At 53.7% G+C, this 22,615-nt stretch carries 17 protein-coding genes and 1 pseudogene; 8 read left to right on the top strand and 10 right to left on the bottom strand.

Features of this window, described 5'->3' with window-relative positions:
• Positions 1–176 precede the first annotated feature (176 nt).
• The 8 genes from HY272_13165 to HY272_13130 form a co-directional block, all read right to left on the bottom strand.
• Positions 177–881, bottom strand: coding sequence for an ABC transporter ATP-binding protein (locus HY272_13165; protein ID MBI3773634.1), 705 nt, complete (start codon positions 879–881; stop codon positions 177–179).
• Complete coding sequence (locus tag HY272_13160; GenBank protein ID MBI3773633.1) at positions 881–1,660, bottom strand: ABC transporter ATP-binding protein; 780 nt, start codon at positions 1,658–1,660, stop codon at positions 881–883. Before HY272_13160 ends, HY272_13165 begins: the two co-directional genes overlap by 1 nt.
• Positions 1,644–2,765 (bottom strand): ABC transporter ATP-binding protein, encoded by a 1,122-nt coding sequence (locus tag HY272_13155; protein ID MBI3773632.1) that lies wholly within the window; start codon positions 2,763–2,765, stop codon positions 1,644–1,646. The genes HY272_13160 and HY272_13155 overlap by 17 nt, the downstream gene beginning before the upstream one ends.
• 192 nt (positions 2,766–2,957) lie before the next feature.
• Positions 2,958–3,887 (bottom strand): branched-chain amino acid ABC transporter permease, encoded by a 930-nt coding sequence (locus HY272_13150; protein MBI3773631.1) that lies wholly within the window; start codon positions 3,885–3,887, stop codon positions 2,958–2,960.
• Positions 3,888–3,914: 27 nt separating this feature from the next.
• Entirely contained in the window at positions 3,915–4,961 is a 1,047-nt protein-coding gene (locus HY272_13145) for a branched-chain amino acid ABC transporter substrate-binding protein (protein ID MBI3773630.1), read from the bottom strand.
• Positions 4,962–5,707: 746 nt separating this feature from the next.
• Positions 5,708–6,808, bottom strand: coding sequence for a quinolinate synthase NadA (gene nadA / locus HY272_13140; GenBank protein ID MBI3773629.1), 1,101 nt, complete (start codon positions 6,806–6,808; stop codon positions 5,708–5,710).
• A gap of 124 nt (positions 6,809–6,932) precedes the next feature.
• A complete protein-coding gene (aspS, locus tag HY272_13135) occupies positions 6,933–8,738 on the bottom strand; it encodes an aspartate--tRNA ligase (protein MBI3773628.1) in 1,806 nt (601 codons plus the stop codon).
• A 195-nt stretch (positions 8,739–8,933) separates the two neighbouring features.
• Positions 8,934–9,194, bottom strand: coding sequence for a zinc ribbon domain-containing protein (locus HY272_13130; protein MBI3773627.1), 261 nt, complete (start codon positions 9,192–9,194; stop codon positions 8,934–8,936).
• 336 nt (positions 9,195–9,530) lie between these two features.
• Here HY272_13130 and HY272_13125 point away from each other — a divergent pair, with 336 nt between their 5' ends.
• The 5 genes from HY272_13125 to HY272_13105 all read left to right on the top strand — a co-directional run bounded on the left by HY272_13125 (position 9,531) and on the right by HY272_13105 (position 15,878).
• Positions 9,531–11,324, top strand: a complete 1,794-nt coding sequence (locus HY272_13125; GenBank protein MBI3773626.1) for an ABC transporter ATP-binding protein/permease — start codon at positions 9,531–9,533, stop codon at positions 11,322–11,324.
• 101 nt (positions 11,325–11,425) lie between these two features.
• Entirely contained in the window at positions 11,426–12,982 is a 1,557-nt protein-coding gene (locus HY272_13120; protein ID MBI3773625.1) for a thymidine phosphorylase family protein, read from the top strand.
• Positions 12,983–13,184: 202 nt separating this feature from the next.
• Positions 13,185–14,054: a ribose-phosphate diphosphokinase gene (locus HY272_13115; GenBank protein ID MBI3773624.1), complete on the top strand. Its 870-nt coding sequence runs from the start codon at positions 13,185–13,187 to the stop codon at positions 14,052–14,054.
• Positions 14,055–14,057: 3 nt separating this feature from the next.
• Entirely contained in the window at positions 14,058–14,720 is a 663-nt protein-coding gene (locus tag HY272_13110; protein ID MBI3773623.1) for a DUF1614 domain-containing protein, read from the top strand.
• A gap of 15 nt (positions 14,721–14,735) precedes the next feature.
• Entirely contained in the window at positions 14,736–15,878 is a 1,143-nt protein-coding gene (locus tag HY272_13105) for an HD domain-containing protein (protein MBI3773622.1), read from the top strand.
• On the opposite strand, the gene HY272_13100 is transcribed toward HY272_13105, so the two are convergent.
• Together HY272_13100 and HY272_13095 are read right to left on the bottom strand one after the other, a co-directional pair.
• Complete coding sequence (locus tag HY272_13100; protein ID MBI3773621.1) at positions 15,875–17,347, bottom strand: CZB domain-containing protein; 1,473 nt, start codon at positions 17,345–17,347, stop codon at positions 15,875–15,877. The two genes, HY272_13105 and HY272_13100, sit on opposite strands and share 4 nt — an antisense overlap.
• Positions 17,316–17,843 (bottom strand): PAS domain S-box protein, encoded by a 528-nt coding sequence (locus HY272_13095; GenBank protein ID MBI3773620.1) that lies wholly within the window; start codon positions 17,841–17,843, stop codon positions 17,316–17,318. Before HY272_13095 ends, HY272_13100 begins: the two co-directional genes overlap by 32 nt.
• 255 nt (positions 17,844–18,098) lie before the next feature.
• Between HY272_13095 and HY272_13090 the strand changes: the two genes are divergently transcribed.
• The 3 genes and pseudogenes from HY272_13090 (at position 18,099) to HY272_13080 (ending at position 22,455) form a co-directional block, all read left to right on the top strand.
• Positions 18,099–18,947 carry an SDR family oxidoreductase gene (locus HY272_13090; protein MBI3773619.1) on the top strand — a complete coding sequence of 283 codons (849 nt, stop codon included), beginning with the start codon at positions 18,099–18,101 and terminating at the stop codon, positions 18,945–18,947.
• 188 nt (positions 18,948–19,135) lie between these two features.
• Positions 19,136–21,934 carry an aconitate hydratase AcnA gene (gene acnA / locus HY272_13085; protein ID MBI3773618.1) on the top strand — a complete coding sequence of 933 codons (2,799 nt, stop codon included), beginning with the start codon at positions 19,136–19,138 and terminating at the stop codon, positions 21,932–21,934.
• 171 nt (positions 21,935–22,105) lie between these two features.
• Positions 22,106–22,455, top strand: a pseudogene (locus HY272_13080) (DUF559 domain-containing protein).
• Positions 22,456–22,615 lie beyond the last annotated feature (160 nt).

The raw sequence follows: 22,615 nt of genomic DNA, 5'->3' as shown, positions 1-22,615 counted from the left end.
TACACTCTTTGCCAGATCCAACCCAATCGTTGTAAGCTTCATCTCGGTCTCCTCTCTTTTCGTTTGATGGTTGATACCGTCTCCATCGTGGCGCACTTGACGCCGTTTTAGAAGAGGGAGGAGACCATCACATCAACCTACATTTATTCCCGCAAGCGGGAAAGGGAGTAGAAAGTTTAATGCCCAAGATACGCCTGCTGCACTTGCGGATTGTGCAACAGATTCGCCGCTGAATCGGCAAGCGTGACGACGCCGTTCTCCAACACATACCCCCGCTGGCTCACTTCCAGCGCCAGCTTGGCATTCTGCTCAACCAGCAACAACGTGACGCCTTCGGCGGCGATTTGACGGATAGTTTCGAAGATTTTTTGCACCATCAGTGGCGCGAGGCCCATGCTCGGCTCATCGAGCAATAATAATTTCGGGCGGCTCATCATGGCGCGACCGAGGGCGAGCATTTGTTGTTCACCGCCAGAGAGCGTACCGGCTTTTTGTACGCGGCGTTCTTGCAGCCGCGGGAACAATGAATAAATACGTTCCATATCCTGCTTGATGGCTGCTTTGTCATTGCGGATGTAGGCACCCATGTGCAGATTTTCTTCTACCGTCAGGCGTCCGAAAATACCGCGCCCTTCCGGCACCAGGGCGATGCCTTTGCGCACCAGCTCATGCGATGGCAGACCGGCGATATTTTCGCCCTGATAGATAATCTCACCACTGGCGGGTAACACACCACACAATGCATTCAAGGTGCTGGTCTTGCCCGCACCGTTAGCACCGATCAAACACACAAGTTCACCCTGCTGCACCTCGATATCGATACCTTTGACGGCCTTGATGCCACCATAGGCAATCGCCAGTTGTTTTGTTTGTAACAGCATTACGCGGGCGTCCCTAAATACGCTTCAATCACACGCGCATCACTCTGCACTTCCGCAGGCGTGCCATCGGCGATTTTTTTACCGTAATCGAGCACGGCGAGGCGATCACAGACGCCCATCACCAGTTTTACATCATGTTCGATCAACAACAAGCTGACGCCATCGGCACGAATCTTGTGCAGCAGTTGCAGTAAGCCGACGCGTTCGCTGGGATTCATGCCAGCAGCGGGTTCATCCAACGCCAGCAGCACTGGATCGGTTGCTAATGCACGGGCAATTTCCAGACGCCGCTGATCGCCATACGAAAGTTGTCGCGCGATGCGATGTGCATGTTTTTGGATGCCGACATAGGCGAGCAATTCCATCGCCCGTTGTGTAATCGCGGCTTCTTCAGCGCGTGTTTTGCCGTCACGCAGAATCGCACCAATGACATTGGCACGGCTGCGCACATGACGGCCGACCATGACGTTTTCCAGCGCCGTCATGTTGGCGAAGAGACGAATATTCTGGAAGGTACGCGCAAAACCCGCGCTGACAATTTGATGTGGCTTGCAGCCAGACAGTGTTTGGCCGTTAAGCGTCACTTTGCCGTGCTCCGGAATATAAAGCCCCGTGAGCACATTGAAGAGCGTGGTCTTACCGGCGCCATTGGGGCCGATCAGCCCATAAATCTCGCCGCGATTAATGCCAAAGCTGACATCCGTTAACGCCGTAATCCCACCAAAACTTTTGGAGAGATTTTCAGCGACGAGCAACGCATTATCAGCGTTTGGTGTCATAAACCGAATCCCGCTCTTGATCGGCAACATCCGCTTCGGCTTCCAATTCACGGCGACGACGGCGTGACGGCACCAGTCCTGCCGGGCGATAGAGCATGATCAGGATCATGGCGATGCCAAAGATCAACATCCGCAGATCAGCGGGATCGGCATAGACCTGGCCGAACAATGCCTGCTGCAAGGTGCCGACATAGCGCAACGCTTCGGGCAACACGGTCAGAAACACCGCCCCCAGAATCACACCGACGATATTGCCCATGCCACCCAGCACCACCATGCACAGGATCATGATCGATTCCATGAGATTAAAACTCTCGGGGCTGACAAAGCCTTGAAAGCCCGCGAACAAACCGCCGCTGAGACCACCAAATGAGGCGCCCATGGCGAAAGCCAGCAGCTTGATGTTGCGGGTATTAATGCCCATCGCGGCAGCGGCCACTTCATCTTCGCGTATCGCGACCCAGGCGCGACCGATGCGTGAATTCTGCAACCGGATCGAGACAAAAATGATCCCCAACGTCAACAATAAAAAGAAATAGTAGTAACCATAGGTGCTGGGGAACTGGATGCCAAGCAGAGTATGCGTTTGGCTCAGCGAGAAATCGCCAACGGCGATCGGATCGATGAGATTAATGCCTTGCGGGCCATTGGTGATATTCACCGGCGTGTTGAGGTTGTTCAAGAAAATGCGAATGATCTCGCCGAAACCGAGCGTAACAATCGCCAGATAATCGCCACGCAGACGCAGTGTTGGCGCACCGAGCAAGACACCAAAGATACCGGCTGCGACAGCGCCCATCGGCAGCACCATCCAAAATGGCAAATGAATCCCAAAATGCGGTGAAGATAATAATGCGAACACGTAGGCGCCAACGGCATAAAACGCGACGTAGCCCAAGTCCAGCAACCCAGCATAACCGACGACGATGTTCAGCCCCAACGCCAGCATGATGTAGAGCAGCACAAAATCCAGAATCCGCACCCAGCTCCGGCCCAATCCGGCATCGGCGAGAAACGGCAACACCGCCAATAAAATTCCAATGGCAATAAATGCAGCCCAGGCGGCGCGTCGATCGTGTCTTAAGCGTTCTAGATATGCCTGCATACAATCGAAATCAAATGTTCTCTGCAAAATGACGAAGTCAAAAAAATCTTCCCTCTCCCCTACCCCTCTCCCGCAAGCGGGAGAGGGGTCTTAGTTACGAGGCATTCCCTCGCCCGCAAGCGGGGACTTAGTACGCAGCATTCCCTCGCCCGCTTGCGGGAGAGGGTGGCCCGGAGGGCCGGGAGAGGGCCATCAAGCCCGATCCGACACTCGCTCGCCAAGCAATCCCGACGGCCGCAGTACCAGCACTAATATCAAAACAAAAAACGCGAACACGTCCTGATAGTGGCTGCCCATAAATCCGCCCGTCAGCGGGCCGATATAACCGGCACCCAGACTTTCGATCACGCCCAGCAACAAACCACCGAGCATGGCGCCAGGGATGTTGCCGATACCGCCCAACACAGCCGCAGTGAATGCTTTCAATCCGAGCATAAAACCCATGTAGTAATGCGCCAGACCATAATAGGCGCTGACCATCACACCGGCGACGGCAGCGAGAATCGAGCCGAGAATGAACGTCATCGAGATGACGCTATTGATGTTCACACCCATCAAACCCGCCACCGATTTATTCTGCGCCGTAGCGCGCATGGCGCGGCCCATGCGGGTGCGATTGATGAGCAGCACCAATGCCACCATCATCGACGCTGACAATAAGACAATGAAAATCTGCAGATTGGAGATTGTTGCGCCACCGATGCTGTAACGCTCGATTTCGAGCAGTGGTGGAAAGGTGATGTACTGACGGCCCCAGATAATCATCGCCGTGTTTTGCAAGACGATGGAAACACCAATCGCGGTGATCAACGGCGCTAGCCGCGGTGCGTGACGCAAAGGACGATAAGCAACACGCTCGATAGTGAAACCCAAGGCAGCGCAAACCAACACCGCCACCATCAGCCCAAACAATACGATCAACACACCGGGCAGCGCGACGCCACTCGCCACCAATGCGCCGATCACTGCCAACGCCACCATCGCGCCCATCATGGTCACTTCGCCGTGGGCGAAGTTGATCAATTCAAGGATGCCATAGACCATGGTATAACCCAGTGCCACCAGCGCATAAACGCTGCCGAGCACCAGGCCGTTGATCAACTGCTGGAGAAAGATATCCAAGGGTATGACCTGCGCGTTACCCTGTAGTTACTTGGCAACCACCCACTGCCCATTTTGTACTTGATACACCGTGACTGCGCCTCCCTGAATGTCGCCCTTCTCATCAAAGGCAATCGGGCCGGTCACGCCGGTGAAGTTGGTTTTGACCAGCTCCGGCAGATATTGCGCTGGCTCAGCTGAGTTCGCATGCTTCATCGCCTCAATCATCGCCTTCGTTGCATCATAGGCATATGGCGCATAAATCTGAATCTGGCCATACTTGGCCGAGAACTTCTGATTGAACTCGTTGCCGCCCGGCATTTGCTCCAGCGGCAAACCCGGCGATGATGCGTACATACCTTCAGCATCGGCGCCCGCCAGTTTAATGAATTGGGACGATTGGAAACCATCGCCGCCCAGCAACTTGGCCTTCACGCCCAGCCCCTTCAATTGTTTGGCCATGGGACCTGCCTGACTATCCATCCCGCCAAAGAAAATCACGTCCGGCTTTTTACCTTTGATGGCGGTCAAAATCGCCATGAAGTCGGTGGATTTGTCAGTGGTGTATTCGTGCGTAACAATCGTCCCACCCACAGCCTTGGCGGTCTTCTCCACTTCATCGGCCAGCCCCTGACCGTAGGCCGTGCGGTCATCGATGATGGCAATCTTCTTGCCGCCCAGCCCTTTAACCGCAAACTCGCCCAGCACCTTGCCCTGTTGCGAATCATTGGTCATCACGCGGAAAGCGGTCTTGAAACCCTGAGCGGTATAGGCCACGGCGGTGGCCGAAGGCGAGATTTGCGCGATGCCGGCATCGGAATAAATCTTGGAGGCCGGAATCGAGGTGCCCGAATTCAAGTGGCCGATCACGCCCTTGACTTGATCATCCACCAGTTTCTGGGCGACAACGGTGGCAGTTTTGGGGTCGGCCTGATCATCCTCGCTAACGAGATCGAATTTCACCTGTTTACCCCCGAGGGTGATACCGCCGGCATTGGCCTCTTCCAGCGCCAGACGGATACCGTTTTCCTGATCTTTACCGAGATGCGACTGCGGCCCGGTCAATGGCGCGACGGAGCCAATCTTCACCACCATCACATCCGCAGCAGCAGAGGGTGCCGCGCTACTCCCTGCCGGGGCCTCTTCCTTCTTGCTACAGGCCGTAATGGCCAGACAAAGCGCTGACAGCAGAAAGACCGATTTCAGAAACTTGTGAGACACGGGCGACTCCTTGGCAAAAAGTTAACTAAATCCTGGGTATAGTCTATAAGGAAGGCGAAAAATTACAACCGGCCGCCCGAGGCGCAGAGCAGGGCCCCCACGCAAGTGGGGATGCGACTGACGGTGGACCACCCGAGGCGCGGCGCAGGGGCCCCGATGAAATCGGGGATGCAACCGCCGGTGGGTGGTCAATCACCCGAGAGCAGCGCGAACGTCACCCAATACGTTTTCGATTACTTACTTCCCCTTCCAGACGTTATCGGGTATTTTCCTGATATTTTCAGCCCCCTTGCCCGCATTTTTTTCCAGCTCGGCACAAGCGGCAAGCAACAGTGAAATCGTCATCAAAACCACTACACCAATCTTCTTCATCTCTATCTCTCTAACATGGGCCCGTCAAATGTAGGGTGGGTTAGCCGAAGGCGCGACGGACTGAAAGTCCTAGTCCTGTGGATAACCCACCAACAGTGCCGATAGGCACTCCTTAAAAAACAGATTGTGTCGCTTCGCGACGCTTGGTGGGTTACGGCAAAAAACGCCTAACCCACCCTACATCTATAACCATCATAAACATAAACGGCACCCTAAGGTGCCGTTTATTGCCAATCTCTCGCGATGACTCAAACCTTCAAATCCAACATCCGCTGCAACGCCACACGCGCCTCGCTGGCAACCGTTTCCGGCACCCGAATCCGATTCACCACCTTGCCCTCCACCAGGTTTTCCAACGTCCATAACAAATGTTGAGGATCAATACGGAACATGGTCGAACACATACAGAGGGTAGGCGACATAAAATGCACATGCTTGCCTTCGGCTTTGTAACGCTCGGCCAGACGTTGCACCAGATTCAATTCCGTACCCACCAGCCAACGCGTACCCGGCGCCGATTCGGCAACCGTCTTGATGATGTATTCCGTGGAGCCGACATAATCTGATTTCTGACAAACTTCAAAACTCGCCTCAGGATGTGAAATCACTTTGGCGTCTGGATATTTGGCGCGGAATTGATCGATGTGCTCCGGACGAAACATCTGATGTACTGAACAAAAACCTTTCCACAAAATCATCCGCGCCTGGCGAATTTGTTCCGGCGTCAAACCACCCAGCGGTTTGTCGAAATCCCAGACCACCATTTGCTCCAGCGGGATGCCCATCCGGTAACCGGTGTTACGGCCAAGATGTTGATCAGGGAAAAATAGAATTTTTTCACGTCGCGCGAACGACCATTCGAGCACATGCCGCGCATTGGTCGAGGTGCAAACAATACCGCCATGGCGGCCACAGAACGCTTTAAGATCGGCGGCAGAGTTGATGTAAGTGACCGGGGTGATTTGCTCATCCGGATTGAGCACCTCGGCCAATTCACGCCACGCTTTTTCCACCTTCGGCAAACTGGCCATGTCCGCCATCGAACAACCCGCGGAAAGATCAGGAAGAATGGAAATTTGTTCCGGGCGCGACAAAATATCCGCGACTTCGGCCATGAAATGTACACCGCAAAAAACGATGTATTCGGCTTTGGATTGCGCAGCATAGTGCGACAGCTTGAGTGAGTCACCAGAAACATCGGCGTGGCGGAATACTTCTTCACGCTGATAGTGATGCCCCAGGATCACCACCCGCTCGCCCAACGCCTTTTTGGCGGCAATAATGCGCGCTTCACACTCGGCATCCGAGAGCGGGGCAAAGTTTTGGATTGCGATTGCAGTGTTCACCATACTCATCCTGCGTGTGCAGATCTTTCAATGAGTCGCCGTTAGCGACGGCTTGGTGGGTTGCGCCCTACGGGCCAACCCACCCTACATCTATTCGTTCGACTTGTTTATTTCGCCAGAGTTCAGCTTATTCGCTGGTTGCTGTTGCCGTGGTTACCACCACCGGTGCCTGACGCAGACGAATTCCAATTTCACGCATGTGTTTCTCACCAATCTCAGACGGCGCCTGCGTCAACATACAAGCCGCGGTCTGGGTCTTGGGGAAGGCCATCACGTCACGAATCGATTGCGCACCGGTCATCAACATCACCAAGCGATCGAGACCAAAGGCAATACCACCATGCGGTGGGCAACCGAAGCTCAGCGCATCCAACAGGAAGCCGAATTTCTCGCGCGCCTCTTCCGGACCGATACCGAGCAAATTGAATACTGCCGCTTGCAGATCGGAATTATGAATACGAATCGAACCGCCGCCGACTTCGGTACCGTTCAGCACCAAGTCATAGGCACGTGACGACACACCTTCGGGATTCGCGGCCAGATCTTCCGGCGATGCCACACGCGGCGAGGTGAAGGGATGATGCAAGGCCACCCAACGGCGATCTTTGTCATCCCATTCAAACATCGGGAAATCGACGACCCACAACGGACGCCAACCATGTTGCACCAAACCACGATCATGGCCGAGCTTGATACGCAGCGCGCCGAGTGAATCGTTAACGATCTTGGCCTTGTCAGCACCGAAGAACACCAGGTCGCCGTCTTCAGCGCCAGTGCGCGTCATGATGCCATCGACAACGGCATCCGGCAGGAATTTCAGAATCGGTGATTGCAAGCCGTCGCGGCCCTGGGCCTTGTTGTTGACCTTGATATAGGCCAAGCCTTTGGCACCAAAAATACCTACGTATTGGGTGTAGTCGTCGATTTCTTTTCGCGACAGTTCACCGCCCTTGGGCAGACGCAAGGCAGCGATACGGCCCTTAGGATCATTGGCTGGGCCGGAGAAGACTTTGAAGTCCACCGCTTTCATCAAATCGGTGACATCGACCAACTCCAGCGAGATGCGCAGATCGGGTTTGTCGCTGCCATAACGGTGCATGGCCTCGGCATAGGTCATGCGCGGGAATTTTACCGGCAGCGCCACTTCCAACGCCTCGGCAAACACATGCCGGAACAGATCTTCCATCAAGTTGGTGATCTGTTCTTCATTGATGAACGACATTTCGATGTCGAGCTGGGTAAACTCAGGCTGCCGATCGGCACGCAAATCTTCATCGCGGAAACAACGTGCAACCTGATAATAACGATCAAAGCCGCTGATCATCAGCAACTGTTTGAACAGCTGCGGCGATTGCGGCAATGCAAAGAATTTGCCTTGATGAGTACGGCTCGGCACCACATAATCGCGCGCGCCTTCTGGCGTGGCCTTGGTCAGAAATGGCGTTTCAATTTCCATGAAGCCGCGATCTTCGAGGAAATGGCGCAAGATGCGCGTCGTTTTGGTACGCAGACGCAGACGCTTTTGCATCTCCGGCCGGCGCAGATCAAGATAACGATAACGCAAACGGATTTCTTCGCTGGCGTCGGTTTCGTCGTCAATCTGGAACGGCGGCACTTCAGAACGGTTAAGCAACTCGATTTCCTTGGCCAGGATTTCGATTTGGCCCGTCGGCAGATTGGCATTCTCGGTACCCGCCGGGCGGCGACGCACGCGCCCTTTCACATGCAACACATACTCACTGCGCACGCGTTCTGCGGTGACAAAGGCTTCGCGATTGTCAGGATCGAACACCACCTGCACCAGGCCCTCACGGTCACGCAAGTCTATGAAAATCACTCCACCGTGGTCACGGCGGCGATGCACCCAACCGCAAATCTCGACTTCCTGATCCACGAGGGATTCATTGACATGACCGCAATAATGGCTACGCATAATCTGATTAATTCCTTGCTCTTTTTGAAGTGCTACAAGCGCTTATCGCTGAAGGCGGCAATGTTAAGGTCTGCGCCATAAAGACGCAACATTACCGGCCTGCCAATAAAAAAGTGGCACCGACCAGGCCGATGCCACTCTATCTAAGATAGTAAATAGTGATACTTCAATTCAGTGGAAAAAGCCGCCCGTCCATTATTCAACGCAGGCCGGACATGCTCCTGTGCCACAGGCCGGGGCTTCATCTTTCTTGGCGGCCTCTGATTTTTTAGTTTTTCCTTTAAAATCAGTTTCATACCAACCGCCACCCTTGAGCTGGAAACCCGCTGCAGAGATCAGCTTATCCAATTTTGGCTGGCTGCATTGCGGGCAATCGGTCAGCGCCGGATCGCTCATTTTCTGCATCGCCTCGAGTTCGTGACCACAACCACCACAACGATATTCGTAAATCGGCATTGCCTGTCTCCAAAAATAATATTCACCCACTACCACTCCTTAACCGATATAAGGTCAGAGCCAGTAGTTTCAATACCCGCAAATTATACCATGACAAAGGCCTATAATCGAACCTTCCCCTGTGGGCAAGTGTCTGATAGTTTTAAAGAACCAAGGAGTTAGGAAGAATTATGGGCATCTGTATAAAATCGATCAAGCCGATGATGGCACCAAAAGTAGGCGCCTCCAGGCGAGGCGCAAATGGGCGAAAAAGCGGAGTTTACACGGAGTAAATGAGCATTTTGAGTCCATTTGTAACGCCGCCAGCGCGGCTTCAGCGATTTTATAGAGGTGCCCATGCGTAGTTTAGGAGAATCACCGGCCACGGTCGGCCCCCGCAACGACTGGAAGACCGTTCGCACCCTGTTACCCTATCTCTGGACCTTCAAGCAGCGCGTACTACTGGCCTTGGGGTGCTTGGTCCTGGCCAAACTGGCCACGGTGGCCTTGCCATGGGTCTTGAAGGACATCATCGATAGCCTCGACAAGACCCACAACCCGGTCCTGATCCTGCCCCTGTCGCTACTCATCGCCTATGGCCTGTTGCGGCTGGCGGGCGCCCTGTTCAGCGAACTGCGGGACGTGGTCTTCGCCAAGGTCACCCAAAGCTCCATTCGCCGCATTGCGCTGCAAGTGTTTCAACATCTACATGCGTTGCCGTTGCGTTTTCATCTGGAACGACAAACCGGCGGCATGTCGCGCGATATCGAGCGCGGTACGCGTGGCATCGGCTTCATGCTCAGTTTCATGTTATTCAATATCCTGCCAACCTTGTTCGAGATTATTCTCGTCACCGGCATTTTGCTGGTCACTTATAACATTTGGTTTGGCATCATCACCTTTATCACATTACTGATTTATATTGTGTTCTCACTCGTGATCACCGAGTGGCGCATGGGCTTTCGGCGCAAGATGAACGATCTGGATTCGAAGGCCAATACCCGCGCCATCGATAGCCTGATCAATTACGAGACGGTGAAGTATTTTTGCAATGAGCAGTTCGAAGCAGGCCGTTACGATGACAACCTGATGAACTGGGAAAAGGCTGCTGTCAAAAATCAAACCTCGCTCGGCGTGCTCAACTTTGGTCAAGGCACGATTATCGCGGCTGGGATTACGTTATTAATGATTCTCGCCAGCAAAGGTGTTGTCAACGGGACGCTGACGATGGGCGATCTGGTACTGATCAATGCCTACCTGATTCAACTCTACATGCCGCTTAATTTTCTGGGATTCGTCTATCGCGAAGTCAAACATTCTTTGGCAGATATGGAAAAGATGTTTGGCTTGCTCGAGCGTTTCCCTGAAATCCGCGACAAACCGGGCGCGAAAGACTTACGTGTGACCGAGGGCAATATTCGCTTCGAACACGTGGCATTCAGTTACAACCCGGAACGCCCCATTCTGCATGACCTGGATTTTGAAGTACCCGCCGGACACAAAGTGGCCGTGGTTGGCCACAGTGGCGCCGGCAAATCCACCTTGTCGCGTTTACTGTTCCGTTTTTATGACGTCAACAGCGGCCGGATATTGATCGATGGCCAGGATGTTCGAGATGTGACACAAAGCAGCTTGCGGCGGGCCATTGGCATCGTGCCGCAAGACACCGTCTTATTCAACGACACCATCTATTACAACATCGCTTACGGTAACCCTGATGCCTCGCGCGAAGAAATTATCAGCGCCGCAAAAATGGCACACATCCATGACTTTATCGAATCACTGCCCGACGGTTACAACGCCACCGTCGGCGAACGCGGTTTGAAACTATCGGGTGGCGAGAAACAACGCATTGCGATCGCCCGCACGATACTCAAAAATCCGCCGATTCTGATCTTTGATGAAGCGACGTCGGCACTGGACTCTAAATCAGAGCAGTCGATTCTCAATGAACTGCGTGCCGTGGCCGCCGATCATACAACCCTGGTGGTAGCCCACCGCCTCTCGACTATCATCGATGCCGACCGGATTCTTGTAATGGATCATGGCCGGATCGTGGAATCGGGCACCCACCGCGAGTTACTGGCCGCAGAAGGTGTCTATGCACGAATGTGGGCGTTGCAGCAACAGGAACAGGTGGAAGAGGTATAAAATATTCAATATGGGATCGGTATATTACCTGTCTGCTGTAGATTTATCGTTTTTAGCCTCGCCCTTTACCCTTTTGCCCATTTTTTTGCTACCGTAACCTTATGCCACGCGCCAAGCACACACCTGCGGGACATCTTAAATTGCGGCGGGTCGCAATCGACACCTACCGCGAAAACGTCGCGTTCCTGCATCGCGATTGTGAAGTTTATCGTGCCGAAGGTTTTCAGGCGCTATCAAAAATCCAGATCAGTCAGGACGGCAACGTTATACTTGCCGTACTCAATGTCGTTGACGATCCCAACATCGTTGCCCCCGGCGAACTTGGCTTATCGCAGCAGGCCTTTGCCCAAATCCATCTCAGGGAAGGCACCCATGTCCATGTCAATCACGCCGAACCCCCTGCGTCCATGGATGCTATTCGCCGTAAAGTTACCGGACAACGACTAAGCCAGGAAGATTTTCACAATATTGCTCGCGATATTGTGCAGAATCGTTATTCCAAAATGGAGCTGGCAGCATTCCTGGTCGCTTCCGGTCAAACCGGTTTGGATCGTGATGAAGTTTTGTTTCTCACCAATGCCATGACTGAAACCGGCGCCCGGCTCGATTGGAAGGAACCGCGTGTCGTCGATAAACATTGCATTGGTGGTATTCCCGGCAATCGCACCTCGATGCTAGTAGTGCCGATAGTGGCGGCGCATGGCATGTTGATCCCCAAAACATCAAGCCGCGCCATCACTTCACCTTCCGGCACTGCGGACACGATGGAAGTATTGGCCCAGGTTGAACTTTCGCCTGATCGTTTGCATCACATCATTCGCCATCAACGCGGCTGTTTGAGCTGGGGAGGGACGGCCAACCTCGCGCCCGCCGACGATGTGTTGATTTCGGTGGAGCGGCCATTGGGGATTGATTCTATCGGTCAAATGGTGGCCTCCATTCTGTCAAAAAAACTGGCCGCCGGTTCTACCCATTTATTGATCGACATTCCCGTGGGGCCGACCGCAAAAATGCGTCACATGCGCGAGGCACTGGCTTTACGCAAACTTTTTGAGTTTGTCGGCGATCAGCTCAATATTCATCTTGAAGTAGTCATCACCGATGGCCGCCAACCCATTGGTCGCGGCATCGGCCCCGTACTTGAGGCGCGCGACGTCATGCAGGTACTCAACAATGACCCGGAAGGACCGGCTGATTTGCGCCAAAAATCACTACGCTTGGCGGGACGGGTATTGGAATTCGATCCCGACGTGCGCGGTGGCCAGGGCTATGCCATCGCCCGTGACATTCTTGAATCAGGCCGTGCGTTAGCAAAGATGAACGCCATTATTGAGGCCCAGGGGCGCCAAACCACTGAGTTTAAACTCGGCTCCCTTAACTTTGAAGTGACCGCCCCCAGTGCAGGCATGGTGTTGGAGATTGATAATTTCCATCTCGCCAAACTTGCCCGCTTTGCCGGAGCCCCGATGGATAAAGGAGCGGGAGTGGATTTGCTGAAAAAAGTGGGCGACACTGTCAAAAAAGGCGAACCGCTCTATCGGGTATATGCCGAATTTCGTGGTGACTTTTCATTTGCCCAGCACATGGTTGCACATGCAGGCAGTGGTTACCAGATCGGCCGTGGCGGCCATGCATCGCAGAGTTTTCTGGAGATATAGGGAACCTCTGATTAATTCGATCAAGCAGATGGACGCGAGGCGCAAACAGGTGAAAAAACGGACGAGCGCATGAATGGGCGAGGTAGGGCAACGCAGGGAGCAGTTGCCGAGTTTACCAAGGAGTAAATGAGCATTTTGAGCTCATTTACAACGCAGCGGACGCTGCTTCAGTGAATTAGTCGGAGGTCCCCTAGGGTCGTTTATGGTCGTACTTGGATTTAATGGCTACCGCCACCAAGCCAAGCGTCTCGCCACGGCGCTGGGCATAGGCTATGAAGAAATTGGCGTGCATCACTTCCCGGATGGCGAGAGCCGCATCACCCTTCCCCAAAATCTACCTGCAGAAATCATTCTCTACCGCAGCCTGGATCGCCCCAACGACAAGCTAATTGAGTTGTTATTTATCTGCCAGGCGGCGCGCCAACACGGTGTCAAGAAGATCACGCTGGTTGCGCCTTATCTGTGTTACATGCGCCAGGATGCCGAATTCAATCCGGGCGAGGTTATTAGCCAAAAAATATTTGGCGAGTGGCTGAGCGGGCTCGTCAATCGTATTGTTACGGTAGACCCCCATCTACACCGAACCCGCAATCTGAACGAAGTGTTTCCTGGCATCGAAACCACCACCTTATCTGCGATGCCCTTGATGGCTGAATTTCTGAAAAAACGCCCCGTTCCACCGCTTTTGCTGGGCCCCGATGCCGAATCCGAGCAATGGGTGAAAAATATTGCTGAAATGTCCGAGCTGGAATGGGCCGTAGCCAATAAAATCCGCCACAGCGACTGGCAAGTACATGTTGCCTTGCCCGTACGTGAATGGCGCAATCGCCATGTCGTCATCGTTGATGACATGATCAGCACCGGCCGTACCTTGAGTACTGCGGCCCAGCAACTCAAGCAAGAAGGTGTCAGCTCAATCAATTGCATGATCACCCATGCGTTGCTGTCACCGGATGCCGAAAAAATGATCGCCAATGCCGGTATTACTCATATCTGGAGTTCGGATAGCATTAGTCATAGCTCCAATACTTTGAACTTGACTGAATTACTGGCCGGAGCACTTAAAGGCTAACCCATGCCGGTTTCACCTCTGATGTTATTAGCCCTCATCCTGTTAGTGGGGCTGCTAGTGACATTTATTCAAATCGGCATCCTGACTATCGCCTTTGACAAATTAGGGCTATCCCCGGGCTCAGCACTCCTGCTGTTATTTACATCACTCATCGGCAGCGCCATCAATCTGCCGTTATTCAAGATCAAGGCTGAAATGCCACCATCAGCATTGGCACCACCCGTCTTACGCGATCTCTTTGGTCGGCCACTCCCTACTTTTACCAGAACGACCTTGGTTGCCATCAACGTCGGCGGCGGCCTGATCCCGATTTGTTTCAGTATCTATCTTTTGTCTGAACATGCCTTACCGGCATTTGATGTCGTTGTTGCCACAATGCTCGTTGCCATTGCCTGCAACATTATCAGCCGTCCCCTGCCGGGCATTGGTATTGGTATGCCAATCCTGATTGCACCGCTAAGCGCAGCGGTCATTGCTTTATTGATCAATCCGGCGCACAGCGCACCTTTAGCCTACATTTGCGGTACTATTGGAGTGTTGATTGGTGCCGATATACTTAAATTGAAAGATATACGCCGTATGGGGGCGCCAGTCGCATCCATCGGCGGCGCCGGCACCTTCGATGGCGTTTTTATTACCGGGATCGTTGCCGCGATTCTGGCCTAAGCTGCGGGAGGCACAGTGTCAGGTAAGCAGTTATTCGAGCACGTCGACACGCTGGGGAAATTGAACCAAAATTTGCCTCTGGCAGAGAAGCTGGAATTTTTGCACGAAATACTACGCGGCAGTTATGAGTTTATTGACCGCATCTCCATCGCACTCTACGACGCCAAAACTGAGACCCTCAAGACCTACACACACAGTAGCGATGGCGATAATCCACTACCGATGTATGAGGCGAAACTTAGCGATGCCCCTTCACTCCGGCAGATCATCGACCAAGGAAAATCGCGCGTCGTACAAGATTTGGCGATTTTCGCGGATAGCCCTCACGAACACGCACGCCGCATAGCCGCCAAGGGCTATCGCTCCAGCTACACCATGCCATTCTTTCATAACGGCAATTTGCTGGGCTTTCTCTTTTTCAACTCATTTCAACCCACTCCTTTTGATACTGAAACGCTGGCGGGACTCGATATCTTTGGCCATTTGATAACTTCTGTAATCACCAATGAACTCACCGCCATACGCACCCTGCTGGCAACTGTGCAGGCAGCACGCGGCATCACCCATCATCGTGATGTTGAAACTGGCGCCCACGTTGACCGCACAGCGCACTACGCGCGCCTGATCGCTAAGGCGCTTGCGCCGCAATACGGCTTCAGCGATGAGTTTATTGAACACATCTTCATGTTCTCGCCGCTGCACGATATCGGCAAAATTGGCGTGCCGGATAAAATTCTTCACAAGCCCGGAAAGCTCAACGATGAAGAATATGAGGTGATGAAGACTCACACGGTCAAAGGTCGTGAAATCATCAATGAACTGGTGAAAGATTTTGGCCTCGACAACATCCAACACGTAAAAATACTCGGCAATATCGCCGAATATCATCATGAGGCCGTCGACGGCTCAGGTTATCCGAGCGGATTGCACGGCGATGGGATACCGATCGAGGCACGGATCAGTTCAGTGGCCGATGTCTTCGACGCGTTGACCAGCAAACGTCCTTACAAAACTGCATGGGGCAATGCAGAATCAATCGCCATATTGCAACGACTGGCGGGCAATAAACTCGACCGCGATTGCGTGGACGCCTTAGTGAAAAATCTAGATAAGGTGCTGGAGATTCAACACCGCTTCCAGGATGAGAACGGCGCTTAGGCCCTGGCCTTGCGCTGCGCCTTTTCAACCACCAGATTATCCAACAGATCCATCAACTTGCTACTGGCCTGCTCCATGGCGTTAATGTGGCGCAGAATCCCGGAACGAACATCCTCATCATCCGCCCAACTCTTATCCTTAATCGCGTCCAACACCCGATGCGCATTGCCATGTACTTCCGAGTGCGGATCGATGATCTTGGGGAATGACGGTGTGCTGCCAAACAGCTCGCGACCCTCGCCTTCGTCATACCATTTACCTAGGCGGCAATTATGATGATTCACAGCCACCGCCTGCCCTTCCGGCGAATCCACACCCGCATCCAGCGAGCGATAGGTGTTTTGTTTGAAAATCACGTGGTCCAGTTTGATCAGATTGGTAAACACCCGATCACGCGCCTGCGTCAACTTGGCAGCCGACTCTTGTGCTGAAGTCGCAAATTGCGCCATGTGACCACCGAAATTGGTGATTGTCGCCGAGGATTCATCGGCAATTGCCTTCATGGCAGCAGTATTCTTCAGCATTACTTCCGATTCCTGGGTAAACGCCTCGATTACCGGCGCAATCTCGCGTGTCGCCTTTTTGGTGTTTTCCGCCAGTGTTCTTACTTCATCGGCAACCACTGCAAAACCACGCCCCTGCTCCCCGGCGCGCGCTGCCTCAATCGCGGCATTCAATGCCAGAAGATTGGTTTGTTCTGCAATCGTGGTAATCACCTTGATGACATTGGAGATCTCGGCCGAACGCCCCGTCAAACTCTTGATCGAATCATCCGCACCATTGATCATCTCCACCATGTTTTTCAGCTTGGCGATCAATACTGCGATTTCCTGATTCGACAAATTGGCACGCTCTGCCGTATCCATGACCATGGCTTGCACTTCTGCCATTTGTTCATTGACGGACGACAGGCTGGCCTGATTTTTCCGCAGATTATTCAGCAGGTTTGTTGTATTCACCTGCACCAGACTACCCATGATCGAATTGCGTCCACTCATGCGGTGTTCAGCGATAATCAAATCCAGGGAAGCCGTTAATTTGCGTATCGTGGTGACAAACGTACCATGCAACCCGCTCGACAACGGTTTGCGGAAATATTTATTCTGGCTGACATAATTGAACGAGGTATTCACCTCGCGAAAGAAGGTCTCGATCTGGTCGAGCATGTCGTTGATGTTCCACGCCAGCTCCGCCAGCTCATGATCCGTATCGATACCGACAATACGCTGATCGAACTCGCCTTTGGAAATGGCTTTGCTCGCCGCATCAAGCTTAGCCCTCAGGTCATCGGTCTTTTTCTCCTGAGCATTCAGCAGCAAACAAGTGATAACGCCTAGCAGCACCATTCCGAATCCAATCAATCCCCAATCGATTCCATGCCGGATGCTGCCATAAATGATGGCCAGGAGCCCCAGGCCACCAACAGCGAGTATCGCATTAACCCTGGAGAGCGAACACAAGTTCTTCATAAGTCGTCTTCTTCTCGTTGAGAAAATCGGTCACCAGCTTGAGCGAGGCATCCATCGCCTGTTTCGGCCCCGCCTTCTTTTCCGCGTCCAGCATCAGTGTGTAAATCCCGCTGATGGTCTTGACCGCTTCGGGATTGGGTTTGCGGCGCACGGAAAAATAACCGATCACCTTGCCGTGATGATCATAAGAAGGCGTGACATTGGCAAACACCCAATAAAACGAACCATCAGCCGCCATATTCTTTACAAAAGCACAAATTTCTTTTTCCTGCGCCAGCGTATCCCACAGCAACTTGAACACGCCGCGCGGCATGTCCGGATGACGAATGATGTTGTGCTGGGCACCGATCAATTGCTGTTCCGTGTAACCGGAAAACTCTATAAAAATTCGATTGCCATAAGTAATTCGCCCGGTGAGATCGGTCTTGGAGACGATAAAATCGTTCTCGCGCATGACCTTCTCCCGGCTATTGGGGACTATCGATTTATCCTTCATGACCCATTTGACTCCATTACCGGTCTCCGTGCCCTGCCCTAGTCAGATCTCTTGGAACTTCTTCCTCCATTACAACTTTGGGGTAATGGTATTTCGTTACCATCTATCGACACGCCTAAATCATTCTTTAGACTTAAATCAAACAGTTGTGCTAATAATTAGCTCGCACTCAAATATAATCGGCACCTAAAGTGGATTTCTAAATACCACAATATACTTATTTCAAACTAAAGTAATTTGGTCAACTAATCATCCATGGCCTCAACCAAATCCATCCTGATCACCGGCTGCTCCAGCGGCATCGGCCGCTGCGTCGCCCTGGGCCTGCAGCAGCGCGGCTGGCGGGTGTTTGCCACAGCCCGACGTGAAGCAGACGTGGCATCTCTGCGCCAAGAGGGGCTTGAGGCCCTGCGTCTCGACCTCAACGATTCCTATTCGATTATAGATGCCGTTGAAAAAACACTCGCCGCCACCGGCGGTACGCTGGACGCCCTGTTCAACAATGCCGCCTACGGCCAGCCGGGCGCGGTGGAAGATCTGAGCCGCGGGGTCATCCGGGCGCAATTCGAGACCAACCTCTTCGGCCCGCTGGAGCTGACTAACCGGGTGATTCCAGTGATGAGGCTCCACGGGCATGGCCGGATCATTCAGTGCAGCTCGGTACTGGGACTGGCCGTTATGCCCTATCGCGGCGCCTACAACGCCAGCAAATTCGCGATCGAGGGACTGAGCGATACCCTGCGTCTGGAGCTGACCGGCACCGGCATCCATGTCTGCCTGATCGAACCGGGTCCGATCACCAGTCGATTCCGGGCCAACGCCTATGCCATGTTCAAGCGCAATATCGACCGAACACATAGCGCCCATCGCGCCTATTACGAAGGTGTCGAGCGGCGCCTAGCCAAGCAGGGCCCAGCCCAGCCCTTCACTCTGCCACCGGAGGCCGTTTTGGAAAAGGTCATCCATGCCCTGGAGAGCCCGCGACCGAAAATCCGTTATTACGTGACGGTGCCGACTTATCTATTCGCCATACTGCGGCGACTATTACCTTATCGCTGGCTGGATAAGGTTTTGTTGGCGGCCAGCCGGAATGAGAATAAGTAGCGTGCGCCATGTACGCACCACATGTAACCGCTTTATTCACCGCGCCCGGTACAGTATCCTAACCAGCTGAATAAAACTGTGTCGCCTTTGGCGACGGATTGGCGGGTTATCCACAGGACTAGGACTTTCAGTCCGTCGCGCCTGCGGCTAACCCACCCTACATTTGATTGCACGAACGAGAGACCAAGATGCCTGCGAAGCCCAAATCCCCGAATAACAGCTTCAAGACCAAAGCCACCCTCCGCCACAAAGGCAAAAGCTACCGTTATCACTCGCTGACTAGCCTGACCAAAAAGCACAAAACCGTTGCCAGGCTGCCGTTTTCGATCAAGATCCTGCTCGAAAACCTGTTGCGCAACGAGGACGGCATTGCAGTCAAAAATACTGATATCGAAGCCATGATCAAATGGAAGGCCAAGGCCGAACCGGATCAGGAAATCTTTTTCATGCCGGCGCGGGTGGTATTGCAGGATTTCACCGGCGTACCGGCGGTCGCAGACTTGGCGGCGATGCGCGCCGCGCTCAAGCGCCTGGGCGGCAATCCCAAGCGCATCAATCCGTTTGTGCCTGCCGATCTGGTGATCGACCACTCGGTGCAGGTGGATCAATACGGCAGCGCGGGCGCATTTCAAGCTAATGCCGATCTCGAATTCGAGCGCAACGAAGAGCGTTATCAATTTTTGAAATGGGGACAGAACACGCTTGATAACTTCCGCGTCGTACCCCCGGACAGCGGCATTGTGCATCAAGTGAATCTGGAATTTCTGGCGCCACTCACTATGACCGCGAAAAAAGCCGGTGAGCACTGGCTTTATCCCGATACCGTAATCGGCACCGATTCACACACCACCATGATCAATGGCCTGGGCGTGCTGGGCTGGGGCGTGGGCGGTATCGAGGCCGAGGCGGCAATGTTAGGCCAGCCAAGCTCAATGCTGATTCCGCAAGTCGTCGGTTTCAAACTCAGCGGTAAACCAGGCGCGGGCGTGACTGCGACCGACATCGTGCTTTCCATCACCCAAGTGTTGCGCAAGGCAGGCGTCGTCGGTAAGTTCGTCGAATTTTATGGTCCCGGCCTGACACATCTGTCACTCGCCGATCGCGCCACGGTCGCCAACATGGCGCCGGAATATGGTGCGACTTGCGGCATCTTCCCGGTCGATGAAAAAACGACTGCGTATCTGCGCCTGACGGGACGCGATAAACAGGCAGATATGGCCGAGGCTTATTACAAGGCACAAGGCTTATGGTACACCGCCAAGTCAGTTGAACCCACATATAGTGAAGTACTTGCTTTTGATTTAAGCAAGGTTGAACCGAGTCTGGCCGGCCCATCACGGCCGCAGGATCGCGTTACGCTCAGCGGTGTGCGCAAATCGTTCCGCCAGATGCTGATCAAGCAGTGGGAGCAGAAAGGGCAGAACCTTGATAAGGACCAAAAGGAACGTTGGCTGACAGAAGGCGGCAATGTGCCAGTGGCACCGGAATTCTCCCCGGTGCCAGTCGAAGGCCGTGATGTCTTCAATGGTTGCGCACCCGTACGCCAGCCCGATGGCGTGTCCTATAACCTCTGCCACGGCTCGGTAGTGATCGCGGCCATCACCAGTTGCACCAACACCTCGAATCCCGCCGTGCTGATCGCCGCCGGCTTGCTGGCACGGAATGCCGTGCGTCGCGGTTTGCAAGTGAAGCCCTGGGTCAAAACCAGTTTGGCACCCGGATCGCGCGTGGTCACCGATTATCTGACCTCTGCCGGATTGTTGCCTTACCTCGAAGCATTGCGCTTCCACGTCATCGGTTACGGTTGCACCACGTGCATAGGCAACAGCGGTCCGCTGCCACCACATGTTTCCAAGGCGGTTAAAGATGGCGATCTTGCCGTGGCGTCAGTGTTGTCTGGCAATCGCAACTTTGAAGGCCGCGTCAACGCGCAGGTGCGCGCCAACTATCTTGCATCGCCACCCTTGGTCGTTGCCTACGCCCTCGCGGGCAACCTCAATGTCGATTTGAATCACGATCCGCTTGGCGTCGATCCTGCCGGAGAACCGGTTTATCTCAAAGACATCTGGCCCAGCCGCGAGGAAATCGATGCGCTGGTGGGCGAACATGTCACGCGTGAGATGTTCCAGCAGACATACAAGAATATATTTAACGACAACAGCGCCTGGAACAAACTCAAATCGCCCAAAGGTGAATTGTTCAAATGGGTGGGCGACTCCACCTACATCAAGGAACCACCATTCTTCACCGGCATCACCAAAACAGCGCCGGGCTTATCCGACATCACCGATGCGCGTGTACTGGCCAAACTTGGCGATTCCGTCACTACCGACCACATCTCACCCGCCGGTTCCATCGGCAAGACCAGCCCTGCCGGTCAATACCTGATCGCCAATGGTGTCGAACCCAAGGATTTCAATTCCTACGGCGCACGCCGCGGTAATCATGAAGTGATGATACGCGGCACCTTTGGCAACATACGCTTGCGTAATCAGCTCGCACCCGGCACTGAAGGCGGCGTCACTCGTCACTTGCCTGATGGCGAACAGATGTCGATTTACGATGCATCCGTAAAATATCAAGCTGCGAAAATACCTCTGATCGTGATCGCAGGCAAGGAGTACGGCACTGGGTCGTCACGTGACTGGGCAGCGAAAGGCACGCAACTGCTTGGCATTCGCGCCGTCATCGTCGAAAGCTTCGAGCGCATCCATCGCTCGAATCTGGTCGGCATGGGTGTGTTGCCACTGCAATTCATGCCCGGCGAAACCGCTGAAACATTGGGCCTCACTGGGGAAGAAACCTATACCATCGAAGGTCTGTCTGATCTCAAACCAGCGCAAACCCTCACTGTCAGCGCCACGCGCAATGACGGCAGCGTGAAGCAATTTAATGTCCGTTCACGTGTCGATACCGCCAACGAAGTGGAATACATTCGTCATGGGGGAATTTTGCCGTACGTATTAAGACAAACGGCGAAGCGTTGATTTGCATACCACCACCCCGTCGCTACGCGCCACCCCTCCTCCTGCCAGGAGGAGGGGATAAAACCGAGACGCCTCATTGCGTTAAAATGTTTCTTCCCCGCCTCCCGAGGGAGGCGGGGTGGACGCGAAGCGGACGGGGCGGTGGGCAATCAAATCAAAAGGAACACAACCATGAGGTTACACAACCGCGAATCGCTCAAATCCACCCGCCGCCAACTCCGCCAGCAACTCACTCCCACCGAGGCCAAACTCTGGAGCGCCTTGCAACATAGCCAACTCGCCGGACGTAAATTCCACCGTCAACACAGCATCGGCAAATACATCGTCGATTTTAACTGCTCGTCCGAACGATTAATCATTGAACTCGATGGCGCCGCTCACGATCATGAGCAGGCATGGGTACAGGATCAGGTGCGCAACGATTACGCATATTGCGTTTCGAAAATCGAAACGTGATGGAAAATCTGGAAGGTGTGTTGGCAGTGATACAGCAGAATTTTAACACCACCACCCCGCCCTGACGGGCACCCCTCCTCCTGGTAGAAGGAGGGGATAGTAACTTCTTTTTTCAGCCACTGAAACATAGAGAGTGTCTTTCTCCCCTCCTCAGCATGAGGAGGGGTGGACGCGAAGCGGACGGGGTGGTGGGGGCATGATAATAATCAGCCATCAAAACCCGGC

Source organism: Gammaproteobacteria bacterium, from assembly GCA_016200485.1.
Taxonomy (GTDB): Bacteria; Pseudomonadota; Gammaproteobacteria; order Tenderiales; family Tenderiaceae; genus JACQEP01.
The sequence above is the reverse complement of the archived record's forward strand: the minus strand, read 5'-3'. Positions and strand labels throughout refer to the sequence as shown.